The 15,418-nt window shown below is 63.2% G+C and carries 12 protein-coding genes and 1 pseudogene; 6 read left to right on the forward strand and 7 right to left on the reverse strand.

The features are described from left to right. Positions 1-58: 58 nt before the first annotated feature. The gene (locus CURSPS6_RS10995; protein WP_051687956.1) at positions 59-1,294 is read right to left on the reverse strand and encodes a glycosyl hydrolase 2 galactose-binding domain-containing protein; all 1,236 of its coding nucleotides are present in this window, start codon (positions 1,292-1,294) and stop codon (positions 59-61) included. 240 nt (positions 1,295-1,534) lie between these two features. On the opposite strand from CURSPS6_RS10995, the gene CURSPS6_RS11000 reads away from it, so the two are divergent. Continuing rightward, positions 1,535-2,866: an ISL3-like element ISPfr3 family transposase gene (locus tag CURSPS6_RS11000; protein WP_030016186.1), complete on the forward strand. Its 1,332-nt coding sequence runs from the start codon at positions 1,535-1,537 to the stop codon at positions 2,864-2,866. Between the two features lie 493 nt (positions 2,867-3,359). Here the strand turns inward: CURSPS6_RS11000 and CURSPS6_RS12890 are convergent, their stop codons facing one another. Then, on the reverse strand, positions 3,360-3,482 hold the full coding sequence (locus tag CURSPS6_RS12890) for a hypothetical protein (protein ID WP_268750752.1): 123 nt from the start codon (positions 3,480-3,482) through the stop codon (positions 3,360-3,362). A 208-nt stretch (positions 3,483-3,690) separates the two neighbouring features. Between CURSPS6_RS12890 and CURSPS6_RS12895 the strand changes: the two are divergent. Next, positions 3,691-3,798 (forward strand): annotated as a pseudogene (locus CURSPS6_RS12895) (excalibur calcium-binding domain-containing protein); the annotation flags it as partial. Between the two features lie 88 nt (positions 3,799-3,886). Here CURSPS6_RS12895 and betT read toward each other — a convergent pair. Both betT and CURSPS6_RS12720 read right to left on the reverse strand, forming a co-directional pair. Then, on the reverse strand, positions 3,887-6,088 hold the full coding sequence (gene betT, locus CURSPS6_RS11005) for a choline BCCT transporter BetT (protein WP_051687957.1): 2,202 nt from the start codon (positions 6,086-6,088) through the stop codon (positions 3,887-3,889). Positions 6,089-6,546: 458 nt separating this feature from the next. Beyond that, entirely contained in the window at positions 6,547-7,344 is a 798-nt protein-coding gene (locus CURSPS6_RS12720) for a DUF308 domain-containing protein (RefSeq protein ID WP_051687958.1), read from the reverse strand. A 253-nt stretch (positions 7,345-7,597) separates the two neighbouring features. Here CURSPS6_RS12720 and CURSPS6_RS11015 point away from each other — a divergent pair, with 253 nt between their 5' ends. Next, positions 7,598-9,262 carry a metallophosphoesterase gene (locus tag CURSPS6_RS11015; RefSeq protein ID WP_030016190.1) on the forward strand — a complete coding sequence of 555 codons (1,665 nt, stop codon included), beginning with the start codon at positions 7,598-7,600 and terminating at the stop codon, positions 9,260-9,262. A 7-nt stretch (positions 9,263-9,269) separates the two neighbouring features. On the opposite strand, the gene CURSPS6_RS11020 is transcribed toward CURSPS6_RS11015, so the two are convergent. Further along, positions 9,270-9,611, reverse strand: coding sequence for a DUF4190 domain-containing protein (locus CURSPS6_RS11020; RefSeq protein WP_235503764.1), 342 nt, complete (start codon positions 9,609-9,611; stop codon positions 9,270-9,272). A gap of 101 nt (positions 9,612-9,712) precedes the next feature. After that, positions 9,713-10,840 carry an alcohol dehydrogenase catalytic domain-containing protein gene (locus CURSPS6_RS11025; protein WP_030016194.1) on the reverse strand — a complete coding sequence of 376 codons (1,128 nt, stop codon included), beginning with the start codon at positions 10,838-10,840 and terminating at the stop codon, positions 9,713-9,715. A gap of 147 nt (positions 10,841-10,987) precedes the next feature. Between CURSPS6_RS11025 and CURSPS6_RS11030 the strand changes: the two genes are divergently transcribed. From CURSPS6_RS11030 to CURSPS6_RS11045, 3 genes are all read left to right on the forward strand, one after another. Next, positions 10,988-11,806, forward strand: coding sequence for an N-acyl homoserine lactonase family protein (locus tag CURSPS6_RS11030; protein WP_235503765.1), 819 nt, complete (start codon positions 10,988-10,990; stop codon positions 11,804-11,806). A gap of 56 nt (positions 11,807-11,862) precedes the next feature. Continuing rightward, positions 11,863-12,192: a zinc ribbon domain-containing protein gene (locus CURSPS6_RS11035; RefSeq protein ID WP_235503766.1), complete on the forward strand. Its 330-nt coding sequence runs from the start codon at positions 11,863-11,865 to the stop codon at positions 12,190-12,192. Between the two features lie 863 nt (positions 12,193-13,055). Continuing rightward, the gene (locus CURSPS6_RS11045; RefSeq protein ID WP_030016200.1) at positions 13,056-14,252 is read left to right on the forward strand and encodes a low temperature requirement protein A; all 1,197 of its coding nucleotides are present in this window, start codon (positions 13,056-13,058) and stop codon (positions 14,250-14,252) included. Here CURSPS6_RS11045 and CURSPS6_RS12400 read toward each other — a convergent pair. Continuing rightward, positions 14,146-15,405, reverse strand: coding sequence for an ATP-binding protein (locus CURSPS6_RS12400; protein ID WP_082470494.1), 1,260 nt, complete (start codon positions 15,403-15,405; stop codon positions 14,146-14,148). The two genes, CURSPS6_RS11045 and CURSPS6_RS12400, sit on opposite strands and share 107 nt — an antisense overlap. Positions 15,406-15,418: the final 13 nt, after the last annotated feature.

Below are 15,418 nucleotides of genomic sequence, written 5' to 3' on the forward strand. Positions count from 1 at the left end.
ACATCCACTACAACTACCACCGCCCCCATAGCGGAGCGGGCGGACATCCCCCAGCATCTCAGCTCCGTGCTGGCGTCACCAACCTCCTGCCCTCGTACACGTAGAGGCCGCCGCCCCACACACGGATCATGGTCATTCCGGCCTCACGGGCAAGGTCCAGAAGATGGGCGCGGCGCTCACTCGTCACGGACCCGGTGAGCATGTCCGCGGGAACCCAGTTGGCCCCTCGGGCAAAAATCGGTTGCCCGTTGAGGAGGAACTCACAATGGCGCCCGCCCTCGGCGTCGGGGTCCTCCCGAAGGCGGATGGTGCGAATTCCCACGGCGAGCTCCCGGCGGTCCTCGGTGTTCTCGCGCCGCAGCAGGTCGACCTCCGCGCGGTACAGGGCCGGCGTGCCGAGGTCGCGCGTCCACCAGAGCTGCGGGTGGGGAACCTCCACGTCGACCGTGATGGCGCCTCCACCAACGGCTCGGCCCGCTGGCAACGATGCGTTGACCGCGAGCGCTCCATCCGGCGCGAGAAGGCGAAACTCGAGCCGGTCCTCGGGCTCGAGGTGCTCGGCCTCGACCGTCAGGCGACAGGTCGCGATGTCCCGATCGATGGACACGGATTCCCACGCAACGTGGGTGATCTTGGGTGTGGGTTTCGCCTCCAGGGTCACGTTCCCGGTCAGCCCGATGGACGGAATGCGCGGCGCAAAATCCCAGCCCCACGAGAAGAACGCCTTGCGGCGAAGGGTCAGGGACAGATCGTCCGAGACGGTGTCGCCGATGCTCTGCCCGTCTTCCCGGTCCCCGCCGGTCATCTCTTTGAACCTCCGAACCGTCTCTTCGGGCCCCTGCGGTTGAGGAAGGCCGTGCAACGGAGGGTCGAAGCGCAGCAGGATTTCCGCGGTGCGACCGGTCCGGGGAAGGTCCACGCTGAGCGGGCGGAACTGCGAGGCGTGTTCGGCCACGACGGCGCCGTCGATCCACACGGTCGCCACCGTATCCAGGCCCGTGAAGGTGAGGGAGAACGCCCGGCCCTCCGGGAGGTCAGGCAAGTCGACGACCGACCGGTACCACCACGAACGCTCCTCGATCCACCGCGAATCCCGTTCGTGAAAATCCCGGTACGGGTGCGCCAGGCTTCCGGCGGCGATGAGCGATTCGTGCACCCCGCCGGGCACGACGGCGGGTATCCACTCGGCCTCCCGGGGCGGCGCGGCGGCCTCGACGTCGCTGTCCGTCAGCGTGAATCCGGTGATGTCCCACCGGAAGTCGTCCGTCTGCTCGGTGGATGATGAATTTGACACTTTAGCTTCCCTCTCATCCGAAAGCGTGGGCCCGGCGCGTCCGACCCGGAGTAATGCGTGAGCGTTCCACTCCTCGAACTTATACCTAGTGTCGCTAAGTATCTACCCAAAGATCACGGGCTCTTCCCAGATGAGGGTGTAGCGCACGTCGCGCGGCGGGCCGGCGCGTCGGTGTCGGGGTGAGGGTCGAGGTCTCCCGAGGATGAGAGCTCCTACACACTCAGCCCGAAAGACCTCGACGTGCACGACGCTACCGTCGGCGGGCGCGCTGATGCGTTCGCCAGCCCCGACCTGACTGCCTTCTGCCGCCTCGACGAACTCGGCCTCGTTGTCACCGGGCAGCGACTCGAGCCGGATCGTGCCGTATTGGCCTGTCAGGTGGTCGAGCCCGACCAGTGGTGCCGGCGCTGCGGCTGCGAAGGGAGACCACGTGACACCGTGGTCCGACGGCTTGCCCACGAACCACTGGGCTGGCGGCCCACGACGCTGGAGGTCGTCGTGCGCCGTTACCGCTGCAGCGGCTGCGGGTATGTGTGGCGCCAGGACACCACCGCCGCGGCCGAGCCCCGGGCCAAGTTGTCTCGGCGCGCTCTGCGGTGGGCGCTGGAAGGGATCGTGGTCCAGCACCTGAGCGTGGCTCGGGTCGCCGAGGGGCTCGGGGTGGCCTGGGACACCGCCAACGACGCCGTTATGGCCGAGGGCAAGCGGGTGCTGATCGACGAGGAGCACCGCTTCGAGGGGGTGAAGGTCGTCGGGGTCGATGAGCACGTGTGGAGGCACACCCGTCGCGGCGACAGGTACGTCACCGTGATCATCGACCTCACCCCAGTGCGAGATGGCACCGGCCCGGCACGGCTGCTGGACATGGTCGAAGGACGCTCCAAGCAGGCGTTCAAGACCTGGCTGGCCGACCGCCCGCAGGAGTGGCGCGACGGCGTGGAGGTGGTCGCGATGGACGGCTTCACCGGGTTCAAGACCGCCGCCGTCGAGGAACTGCCCGACGTGGTGACCGTGCTAGATCCCTTCCACGTCACGCGCCTCGCTGGCGAGGCGCTCGATGAGTGCCGACGGCGAGTTCAGCAGGCCATCTGTGGGCACCGCGGCCGCAAGGGCGACCCGCTCTATGCCGCCCGCCGGGCCCTGTCCACCGGCGCCGACCTGCTCAACGACAAGCAGAAGGACCGACTGGACACCCTGTTCGCCGACGACGCCCACGTCGAGGTCGAGGTCACCTGGAGCGTCTACCAGCGCATGATCGCCGCCTACCGCCACGAGAACCGGTGCCACGGCCGCGAGCTGATGGCCCGGCTCATCGACTCGATCAGCACCGGCGTCCCCAAGGCCCTGGTCGAGATCACCAAGCTCGGCAGGACGCTGAAGAAGCGCGCCGCCGACGTCCTGGCCTACTTCGACCGGCCCAGCACCTCCAACGGGCCCACCGAGGCGATCAACGGCAGGCTCGAGCACCTGCGCGGCTCGGCGCTGGGGTTCCGCAACCTGACCAACTACATCGCCAGATCCCTGCTCGAGACCGGCGGGTTCAGACCCCGACTACACCCTGGATTCGGATGAGCCAGATCACGCTGGGCACGGTCCAGCATCGTCACCCGACGCGACATGGGGGGCATTAAAGACCGCCGTTTGCACTAGTCACCCCGGCAACTCCTTCCCCCTGACGTCAAATAAAGTTCATTCAGAATTCCCCATCGGAAGTAATTTATTGCGGTAAGTTCATAGGCTGAATGAAAGGTTCCAAACCATTTTCAATGAAAATTAAATACAAAAATTTCACGGTTAGGAACCGGCGAAATATAGGCGCCGACCATTCTTCATCAATCCGTTCGCAACAAAACTCATACTCTAGGGAACCCATGACGCAGCAAGAACCACACTACGACTATGCACCCCAGCCCGACGACGAAAACCAGCCGACTCCTCAACGGCGCCGTTACGGCAAATGGGGGTGCATTGGCTGCCTCGGCTGTCTAGGACTCATTGTCGCGATCTTCGTCATTTCAGCCATCATCGCCGGTCTCGTCAACGCCATGTCTGACAATAATGACCATCAGAATTCGACCCCTTCCCCTTCACCGACCAAGACGCAGCCGGCATCGGCCACTTCGACGCCGACCCCAACGGCCTCCGCGTCTTCCTCAAGTGCAACGCCCACGCCCAAGGTCACGCCCACGCCCACACCATCACCAACGCCCTCCCAAACTCCTGCGCCGAGCTCGCACCAGGCGCCTCAACCGGAGGAACCGACCGCTCCCAGCCCAACGGATGAGCCCGAGACCGCACCAGCAGAACCCACCCAAGCCCCTGCGCCGGCCGCACCCGCTCCAGAGGAACCCACCACACCGGCCCAGGCACCGGCGCAGACAACATACGCCTCATGCGCGGAGGCTCGAGCGGCCGGAGCAGCACCTCTCTACGCCGGTCAACCAGGCTATAGCTCCAAATTGGACCGCGACGGGGATGGTGTTGCTTGCGAATCCAAGAAATAGGGAAGACCCCCAAGAAGAGGAGGTGTGAAGGGGCCAGGTGCCTGTCACAACGCCGGCCATCGGCAATCTGGCCCCACACTTCTTCCGCCTAATCGGTCGGCCGGGACGGCGGGGTCACGGTCGACAAAGCGTCGTGCTCGTCGCTGTACCGCAGGAATCCCAGGTGGCCCTCGAATCGGTCGACAACGTCGTCAATGATCTGCTGGATCGAAAGGCCCATGAGGTCGTAACCCTCCGATCCGGTCTGGGTGAAGACCTCGAGGCGGTAGTAAACGTCCGTCTCGCGGGACATGCGCCCACCAAACATGGGCACCGGCGCCTCGACGACGCCGACCTGGTACCGGAAACTCCTCCGATCCGGGATCTCCACGATGAGGCTCTGTTCCTCGATCCCGGTCTCGTCGTCGCTGACCACGGCGAGGCTTGAGGCATAGCCCTGCGCCGTGAACTCTTTCTCGACGGCGACCAGAGCGGGGCGGACGACGTCTTCCGCCCATTGCGCAACGGATCTCTTGGACGGGTAGGACCTCATACGAGCCAGTCGTTGACGCCAGCTCTTCTCTGGCGGGCTGCCGCCGTCGGCCGCGACGACGGATCGGCTCAGTCGACGCCCTTCCTGCTCGGCCCGCTCCATGCGCAACACCTTGGAAAACGAGGCCATCACCAGGTAGGCAATGATCGTCACCGGCAGCGCGAAGATCAACGTGGCGTATTCCATGGTGGTCACGCCACCGGCCACGAGCATCGCGATGGTCAGCAGGGCCGTGAGGACGGCCCAGAAAATGCGGAGCCATTTGGCACCATCCTGGGAAGGATCCGGAATCGTCGAGGAGAAATTCGACATGACCATGGCGCCGGAGTTCGCGCTGGTGAGATAGAACAGCAGGCCGGAGAGCGTTGCGAGGCCGATCAGGAAGGCCGCCCCCGGGAAGCTCTCCAACAGTGCGTACCAACCGGCCTCCGGGGAATCGATCGCCAGTTGCGCGAATTCGTGATCGCCGCTCATCACACGCGCAAGAGCGCTGTTGCCGAAGATCGTCACGATGATGAAATCGCACAGCACGGGCGCCGTGATCGCCGCAATGACAAACTCTCGGAGGGTACGTCCGCGCGAGATGCGCGCGAGAAACAGCCCCACGAAGGGGCCCCAGGCGAGCCAGAAGGCCCAAAAGAACAAAGTCCAGGTGGACATCCATCCCGAGCCGCCGTCCTCGTACGCCATGGTTTCCATGGTCCGCTCCGGCAGTGACCAGATGAACCGGCCGATGTTCTCGACCATCGCGTTCAACAGGAAGGCGGTCTTGCCGGTGACGAGGATGTAGATCATCATCGCCGCGGCGGACCAGAGATTCAGCTCGGAGATCCACCGAATTCCCTTGTCCACGCCGGAGGTGCAGGCGGCGATCGTCATGATCACGGCCACGAGGACCAACGCGATCTGGAGGGCCAATCCCTCGGGCAGGCCGAAGAGCCAGGCGAAGCCCACGTTGAGGAGAACCACGCCGATGCCCATCGAGGTTGCGACCCCGAAGACGGTTCCCACGAGGGCGAAGATGTCGATCACGTCGCCCGTCGCGCCGCGAACACGCTTTCCGAGCAGCGGGTAGAGCACGGCCCGGATCGATAGAGGCATGCCCCAGCGATACGCGAAGTACCCCATGGCCATTCCCAGCAGGGAATACATGGACCAGCCCGCGACCCCGTAGTGGAACATGGTCCACACCACGGACTCTTTGGCGGCCTCGGTGCTCTCCGGGGAACCACCCAACGGGTGAAGGTATTGGGTGACCGGCCCGGTCACGGAGTAGAACAACATATCGATGCCGACACCCGCGGCGAAGAGCATCGAGACCCACGTGAACAATTTGTACTGCGGACGGGAGTGGTCGGGCCCGAGCCGGACGCTGCCCTGCTTTGAGAAAGCCACCCACAACACGAAGAGGATCACGCAGGTGACCGTGAGGACGTAAAACCAACCGAGGTTTTCGGCGATCCACGCGACCACGTTGCTCATGGTGGATTCGGCACGGTCCGGGACGAGCATCGCCCAGATCGAAAACGCCACGACCACGGCGGAGGAGACGCCCAATACTTTCCAGTTGACCTTGGGGCCGGGGGCCTTCTGCAGGTCCGCCGGGCCCCGGCTCATCTCTTCGCCCGTCCGAGGGGGACGCTTCTCGTCGCGTTCGTTGGCCTCGGCCGCCGTGCGGCTCGATCCTCCGAATCGCTCCCGCTCGACGCCCCACGGGGCCACGTTGCGGCGGACACCGGAATCTTCGGTTTCGTGCACTCGCTCTCCTCTACTCGACCACTCTCGTTTCGACCGCCGGCGCCGCGATTCCTCGCCCAGGGCATAGGCAGTTCCTCCGCGGAAGAATCGACGCGGGAACCCCCGGCATAACGTTCCGGGCGGCGTCGGGCGTTGGACAAGGTCCGGCCCTCGGCGATGAGGGCCCGTCTGCCGGGCGTCGGTTGCCCCACCGGTGGAATTCGCGGGGCTCGCGGGAAAAATGCCCGTGGGATTCGCCTGAAAACCCAACGCTGAACAGCAACGCGCGAGCTATCGGCACCCCATTCAACCTAGTTGGCAGGGAATTCTCTGGCAATTTTTGGTGCAAAAACAGGGCAAAAGGATCATGGGGATGACCTTCCCGGCGGGAGCGGTGTGCCATCGCTTCGCGCGACCGACGGTTAAATGCGTCGCCCCCTCGGCTGTGGCCGAGGGGGCGACGGTGATCGCGTCCGGACTTAGGACAAGAAGGTGACCTCGTAACTGTCAAAAGTCTCGTCGTCGTATGAACTGACATCCATGCTGATGCTGTTCGGATCCATCACCGTGAACCCAATGTCATACGTCAGGTCCTTACCGGGCTGAATCTTTCCTTGCCCGCCACCCGTTACATTTTGCTCAGAATCACTAGCAAAACCTGCTTGCCTACCGCCAGATTGAACCTGCATGGAAATCATGCTCGCGTCCACCGGCTTATCAGTTCCGTTGTGGATGGTGACCGTGAACTTTCGCGGCACTTCACCGTGGCTATCGTCAAGGTATGCGGTCTCGGACGGAGTAAATCCCGTCGGTTCTCCCACCGTGATCGCCAGCCCGTTATCCCACGTGTACTTCTGCCCAAAATGCGGGGAATCCTGGGCCTTGGATTTGCTCGACGAGGTAGAGCTCTCCGGGGTCGGGTCTCCCGCTGAGATGTTTCCCGCGTCGTTGATCGCACTTCCCACGACGAAGATAAACACGCACACGCCAACGATGGTTCCCACGACGGAGAGGATCAGCCCCACGAGCCCCATCCATTTGGACTTGCCGTGCAAGAACAGCGAAATGATTCCCAAGATGAAAGCGATGGGCAAGAGAACCCAGCCAACGATCAAGATTCCGGGGATGCAGGCAAAGATGAATCCCAAGACGCCGGCGATGAGGGAAATCAGCCCCAGAATATTGGTCTCCTTCTTCGGAGACGGCTGCTGGTAGTACGGCCCACCGGGCTGCGGCTGAGATGGGTGGGGTGTGGGGTACTCGGACGAGTGACTCATGGGCTCTCCCAGGGGGTGCGAAGAATTTGACCAGGTGAGTATAACCTTGGAATTACCATAATGGAAGCTGTGTATTTGATACTTACGGTACCAATATTCCTCCGAAACTGAGTGTTCGCTTTCGGGTCCTGGCGGCGTAGTCAGCCCGTGACTCTTCATCCACATTCCCTCTGCCCCGTCCCGTCGCCCCAACGCATGTGCCACGATGGCCCCAGGGGCCGGGAGCCGTTCGGCCACGACGTCGAGGAGTCTCATGGAAACGCCGCGTTCTCTCACGAAGCACCGCATCCGTCGGAGCCCAGGGACCCCCGCCCGGCTGACAACCGGCCCGGCGGACGAACCGGTCACCCGCGCGGCCGGCTCAGAGCCGATCACACCAAAGGCCAACGCCACGAGCCTGTTGCGGCTAGTCCACATCACCGACTTCCAGCACGGGGACCTCGCCTCACCCATGCGCAACGACTATCTGCAGAAATACGCGGGCCAGGATTATTGGGCGCGGTTGCTTCCCGCGTATCGTCCGCAAGAATTCCTGCAGTGGCATGCTTTGGCCACGATCGTGCGAACCGTCAATGCCATGCAAGAGGTCCCCGAGCTGAGCGCCGATCTCTTGCTGTGCACCGGCGACGCGACCGATTCTTCCCAGGTCAACGAGCTGCGCGATTACCTCAGCCTCATGGATGGGGGCACCGTGCATCCCGGACGGCATACCGCGGACCTCACCGAGGCGCCGAGTTTCGGAACGGACACGTCCTTTTGGCTTCCCGAATCCTCCGGGAGCGACGAGTGGAAGGACTCGTGCGGTCTTCCGCATATCCCCGGCATCCGGACCATCGCGGCGGCCCCATTCGAGCACCAAGGCCTCGACATTCCGTGGCTCACCTGCTTCGGCAATCACGACCAACTCATCCAGGGACGCCACACGAGTCTCGACGCGCAGACCAACCGCCGGGTGAATACCTATCTGGAAGGCTCCGACAAATCGAGTGGAACCCGCGCCCCGGCACCCCAGCCGGGCGACGCGATGGACCAGTACCTTGAAGACCCCCTGATCCACACACCGGGCGAACAACAACAGATCACCGCCGATGCCGCACGTCGGATCGTCTCACGCCGCGAGTATATGCAGGCCCACCTCGACGCGGCCGATTCCCCGGTCTCGATCCCGGGACGCGGGTTCTCGCCGGAGAACGTAGAAAACGACACCGCCTACTACGTTTACGACGGCCACCCCGGCATCCGCTTCATCGCCCTGGACACCACGAATACGCGCGGGGACGTGGACGGCTGCCTCGGTGAGGAACAGTTCCACTGGATTGAAGAGCGGCTTCGAGAGGTTCATTCGACCTACCGCCTGCCGGACGGCTCCGAGGCGCGGCACGACGTCGCCAATCGGCTGGTCGTGCTGGTCTCCCATCACGGGACCCGCAAACTCATCAACGACTACGGCCAACAACGCGCCTACCTGCGCGACGATGTCCTGCGGTTACTGTCCGGGTTCGACAACGTCGCGCTCTGGATGAACGGGCACACGCACGTCAACGAGATCGAGGCCCGCGGATCCGGAAGCGCCGCCTTCTGGGAAATCACCACCTCGGCCGTCGCGGAATGGCCGGTACAGCTACGCCACCTGGACATCGTGTGCGACGAGGAAGGCAACGTCGAGATTCGCACCCGCATGATCGACTCCGCGGCGCCCACGGTGCCCGAGCTTCCCCTCCCGGCGTCGATCACCGACCCGGTGGCCTACTGCGCGAGCCTGCACCGTTGGGTCGGCGCGAACGACGCGGGGTCCGTCGGCGGACTCGACGCCGACGGCGAGCCCCACCACCGGACAACCCGGCTCCTGGCCAGTGTGCCCGCCGAGACGGCGGCCGACGTTCTGTCCGCAGCGTCGGGCGATTCCGGCAGGGACTAATCCTTAATTACTGATTGATCACGGCCATCCACCCACCGAACACCACGGCCCCGAGCAGAAACAGCACGATGATCAGCCATATCGCGAGGCAGACGCCATTGAGGATGATTCCCCACTTGGCCTGCGTTTGGGCCATGGGCTCACGATGCCGTGACTTCACGCCGAGAACGAGCCCGACGATGGGGCCGATCAGGAGCCAGCCCGACAAGATCGAAACGATGCCGAGGACGAGGCTTGCCGTGCCCAAACCGGTGTCTTCGGTGTAGCGCTGCGGGGCTTCCCGGCGGTAGTACACCGGGTCATTTGTTGCCTGTTGGTCGGACAATTCCTGCGATTCGATGCGGTTCATATTCTTAGACTAAGTTTTCGCCCCGAGTACGGCATCGTCCCTGCCCATGAGTCTGGGGGTAGAGCTAGCTAGCACCTCTCACGCAACGGCCCTCACCCGTGTCAGGCGGAAGCGTCGTCGAAGATGATGACCTGTCGGATTGCTTTCGCGTCGGCGAGGGTGTCCATGGCTTGGTTGATGTCGTCAAGCGCGATGCGGGACGAGACGAGCTCCTCGACCGCGAGCTCTCCTTGACGCCACAGGTCCTCATACCGGGGAATGTCCCGTGACGGCACCGCGGACCCCAAGTAACTACCCATGACGGTGCGCGCCTCAGCCGTGAGCACCACCGGATTGATCACGGATTCCGCTTTGGGGCTCGGTAGGCCCACAGTGACGGTTCGACCGCCAACCGCCGTGGCGTTGAAGGCGGTCTCGAAGGCCTTCGGGTGCCCGGCGGCCTCGATCACCAGGTTGGCCTTGATTCCCTGCTCAGAGACCTGACCCGGGGTATAAGTCTCGTCGGCGCCCAGTTCGGCGGCCCGGGACAGCTTGGCTTCCTGAGCATCGACGGCGATCACCGTCCCCTTCTTCAGGCCGATCGCGGTCAGCAGGGCCGCGATCCCGACGCCACCGAGCCCCACGACCATGATCGAGTCCCCCTCCTCGGGCTGACCCGCGTTGACCACGGCCCCTCCACCGGTCAGCACGGCACACCCCAGAGGAGCGGCCGCTTCCGCGGGGACGTCGGACCCGATTTTGACCACGCTTGCCTGGTTGACCACGGCGTGCGTCGCGAACGCGGAAACGCCTAGATGATGGAGGACCTCCGACCCATCGGGACGATGCAGGCGCACCTCGTGCCCGCCGCCGGGAAGGTAGCCGGAATTATTGGATTCCGTCCCACGGGAGCACGGTAACTTCCCGTCGGTCCGGCAGTTCTCGCAGTCTTCACAACGCGGCAGAAAAACGGTCACCACGTGGTCCCCCACGTTCAGACCTTCGATGCCGGGGCCGACTTCCTCGATGACACCCGTCCCCTCGTGGCCAAGAGCCATTGGGAGCGGTCGCGGTCTATTGCCATCCACCACGGAGAGATCCGAGTGGCAGACCCCCGCGGCCGTCATGCGGATCAGAACCTCGCCGTTCTGCGGCGCATCCAATTCGAGTTCTTCGACCGTCAACGGCTGGGATTCCGCGAACGGTCGCTCGGCGTCCATGGTGTTCAGTACGGCGGCACGAATTTTCATGGCGGTTCCTTTCGAGCTGATGTGGCGTGACTCTCACTATAGGTCTCAGCCCCACCCACGTGACCAGGAAAAATTTCCTTGACGCGACCCCCTCCGGGTGGAAGCGTGTCCCACATCACACCTTGGGAGTGAAAGGCGGGACTTCGGATGGATATGAAAGCTCATGTGCTCCACTCGGGCGACATGGAGGCCGACTACACCTGGTTGCTCTTGAAGCCGGATCGCATCATCAAACCGGTTCAAGAAAAGAACACCCCGCGGGAATTCGGCCTGGTGCCGACCCACGCCATTCTGGTCGAAACCCCGGAAGGCCGGATGCTGTGGGACACCGGCGTTCCGCGCGACTGGGCGAGCCGGTGGGAACCGACCACGTTCGATCGATTCTTTCCCGTCGTGGATGACGCCGACGACCCGGAGGCCGGGTACCTCGACCACAGCCTCGCTCAAATGGGGCTGACCACGGAGGACATCGACCTCTTGGTGCTCAGCCACCTCCATTTCGATCACGCAGCCAACGCCAAGGCCTTCGATAACGGGAAGACGAAAATCGTCACCAGTTCGGCCGAGCTGGAGGGCGTCAAGGAAATCACCGGCTACAACCAGGGCGCACATATCCCGTCCGACTACGAGGGTCTCGACATCGGCGGCATTGACGGCGACGAGGAGATCCTCCCCGGCGTCCGCGTCATCCAGACGCCCGGCCACACCTGGGGCACGATGTCGCTCATGCTGGACCTGCCGAACGACGGGAAGAAGATCTTCACCTCCGACGCCGTCTACATGCGCGATTCGTGGGGACCGCCCGCGGTCGGCGCCGCCATCGTATGGAACAACTTGGCCTGGCTCGATTCGGTCGAGAAACTCCGCAGAATTGCGCAAGACAACGACGCCGAGGTGTTCTTTGGGCACGATGCCGACCAGGCCGCCAATGATATCCGCTGGGCGCCGGAAGGGTTCTACTCATGATCCTTCACGATTTTCAGTGCGAGCAGAAACATCGCTTTGAGGCGGCGTTACCGTCCATGCACGCCGAGAATCCGCGTTGCCCCGTGTGCGAGTCGCCGACCCGGAAGCTGATGTCGGCCATCCACATGGGTAATGCCGCCGACGCCGGCCCGTCGCGGGAACAGATGCCGCACAGCTGGCAAGGCATCGGCGGTGCCCACCCGGACGCGGTGGCACACTGGCGAAAGAAAATTGAAAAGCGGGAGAAACTCGAAGAAAAGTATCCCGAATTGGCGGGCGACCGGCGGCCCGTCCTGGCGCACGAAGGGATCTTCGCCAACAAGCCGTTGCGGGCGGGCGACGATATTCAGAAGGCCACGCGCGAAGCGCTATCGGATCAGGGGTAGAACGCCCGGGGAAGCAGCACGCACCCAGCAACGAGCCGGCATGCGCGCCGCTTTTCGCTCGAGTTATTATTCACCCACCGGGGCGAATATCAATCCCAAATTCCATATAACAATACTGAATTGCGCCCGATGATGCGCCCTCGGGGTTCCGGGCCCTGTCCTCACATTGTTGGCGAGCATCGGCCTCCGGCAACGCATCGGCACTAGCCTCACTAGAGGACCCTGGGGCGGTCTCTCCCCCGTACTGACTCGTATCCAGAGGGTCTACGCCGTTCGCCCAGTCACCGAGCTGATGCGCGGAGCAGTACTGCACCATTTGTTGATACAGGGCCTCGCTGTACGGCACACTCGACGAATTCCACACGTCCGAAATGCATCCACCACCGGTGTTGAAGTATTCGGTGAGCTGATCCGACGTCGCCTGAGACGTCGTCGCTTGTGATGGCTCAGCGTTGGGGGTAGGCCCCGCTTGCTCACTAGTTTGCTCCGGGGACGGCGCTGTCGTGGCCTCTTCAGTCTGCTCGGGGGCAGGTGTAGATGTCTCCGATGATGAGGCGGTCTCAGAGGCCGAGGGAGACGCGGATGCGGACGTGGCGGACGACGAGCTGGCGCTACTCGGAGATGCGTCTGAAGATGCGTCATTGCCGCACCCTGCGAGAGCTAGGACAGCGAGCGCCGCGAGTGACAAACGATATTTCACGTGTTTCTCCTAGTGGTTCGGTTGATGGACATAAGTATATGTGAGTCACAACACTCCCTGTAAGGATCATCAGAAACTTCTGGACAGGCGTCCTCTCTGACTCACGCCGAATGTCTTCCACATCTCGTGGGTCTTGCGGCAGGGGCGACCAGGATCGAGGAGAATGGCCCCATGCCCTCCCCCCGACGCATCGTCGTCCTCCGACGCGCGCCCGAAGGCCGATGACCTCGGAATCCCTGACCGCCGCGCCCGCACCGAATGGGTGGAGCTCTTCTTCGACCTGGGCGTCGTGGCGGCAATTTCCGTTCTGACCGCCGACCTGCACGAAGAATCATCGCTCGAGGCCCTTGGCTCATGGGCCATCTCCTTCACGGCAATTGGGCTGAGCTGGCTCGTCGTGGTCATGTATGCCAACAGCGCCCGGGCCGTGACCCGTTTCAAGACCATCGCAGTCGCACTCAACTGTGTGCTCGCGATAGCGGCCTCCAACCCCCTCGAGTACCCTTCTCGCGCGTGGGTCTTTACGGCGGCGTTCATCGTTCTGAGAATGGTGGTTTCACGCAGTTTGGGAACCACCGGCACCTTTCTCCGCTCGTTCCCACTCCAATTCGGAGGGGTTGGCCTGGTCCTGTGGGTCATCTCGTTTTTCGTCCCTGCCCCATGGAAGCACCTGGTCTGGGCGGTCGCCCTGGTCATCGATCTCGTCTTCGTCGTCACCGCCAAGCCCATGCAAGACGAGGACCTACGTCAGCTTCAGGTGCGAGGCCTCCAGCACAAGCACCGGCAGGCCGAGCGGAAGGCTAATCGGGCGCACAAGCCCACTGACGGGCCGCACACACGGGAGGAAATCACGAACTCCGGCAACCGGTGGCTCCAGATGGGCATGGTCGACGTCGACTCGGAGCATCTCCAAGAGCGCCTAGGCCTGTTCTTCATCATCGTTCTCGGCGAGATCTTCATGCAGATCGGTAGCGTTGCCTCCAACGAGGAGTGGAATTGGCCGCTCAGCACCCTGCTGGCGAGGGCCTTTGCCCTCATCGTGGGTCTATGGTGGATGACCTTCTCCGTTGGTTTCGCCGGCAGCGCGCAAAGCCACGTGGAGGAACTTGGGTCGCGGATCGCTCTGCCTTCGCACCTCTTTTCCATGGCCGGGGTCGCGGTCATGGCGGTCGCGAGCGAAGGCCAAGTTCGAGGCATAAGGGCGAGGGTCCGGGTCTACGGACCGCCACCCCGATTTGGCAAATGCCTACCGGTCACGATGACGGCTCATTGCCCTCCGGAAGATTGGGCCAATCGGTGGTCAGATATGCCTCGATGGCACGGTGCCGAAACCTATACACGGGCTTTCCCCGGACGATGAGCCCGCGTTTTTCGTCGAGTCTTCGCGCTAGCGGACCGACCGTGGTGGCCTTGGCATACCCTGCTTGACGGGCGATCCGCGTCATGGAGCGATCGCTCGGGTCGAGTTCCGCCATGATCTCGATGAACTCGCGCTCCTTGGGAGCGAGACGCTCCAGAACGCGGGCGACATGGTCTTCGGCCTCGCCCTTTGCGGTCTCCCAACCGCGCGCCGCATCGTCCGCGGTAATGACATCGCCTGATCCGGCATACCAGGCACGTTCGCCGGCAAGCTGGAAGAGGAACGGGTCCCCGGCAGACATTCCAACGATCATGTCGCGCGCTTCAGGGGCCATTCGAATCGAGGAAACCGCCCCATCATGCGTCAGCATTTTCCATCCGCTACGGGTAAAGGGATCCAGGGCAAGACGGAGATCGTCGGCCTCTAGGGGCTTGAGAGTAATGGTCCGAAATCGACGCACAAAGGTCGCACCCCTACTGGCACCAGCACGTTCGTTGAACTCCGGAAGACCCGTCAGATAAACCGCTAACGGAAGCGCTTCACTGAAAAAGGCACCCCCGGGAGCCTCATATTCTTCTTCGTAAACAAGGGCATCCCCGAGCGCAATGAGCAGCTGAGAAAGCGCGGCGTCGTCCTCGATGTTCTGAATTTCGTCCAGATGGATCAGCACCATGGTGTTTCCCCGCTGCCGGGCCGCGCGACCGATCTCGATCAATAGATCCCTGAGTGCCTCGTGGGGTAACGCGCCCTCTGCCGGGCGGAGGCCCAGCGAAGCTGGTCCAACGGAGACGGACTCGACCCGTCCCATTAGATCCGCGACTCGCTTCTCGCGGGCACTCGCGAGCCCGGCCTGAGAGGCCAGACGGAGGAGAGCCGTCGCGAGCATCTTGATCGGATCAGCCCCTAACGCGATCCTCAGCTGAGGGGTGACCCAATCACCCTCCTTCTCCGCGTGACGAGCTATGCGTCGGACCAGGGACGATTTTCCCATCCCGGGCTCCCCGAGGATCGTTCGGCCGCGCTCCGGGGTGCCCGAGAGCCGACGTGGGCGGACAACATCTCTCCAGTCCGACAATTCAGGCACCCTACCTGCCCAAACGTCTGGGATGGTGTCGGACCCGGGGCTGAATGGGGAGTGCTGGGGTGTGCGCATAAAGGTAAGTTTA

Source organism: Curtobacterium sp. S6, from assembly GCF_000710345.2.
In the GTDB taxonomy this organism is placed as follows: Bacteria; Actinomycetota; Actinomycetes; order Actinomycetales; family Micrococcaceae; genus Rothia.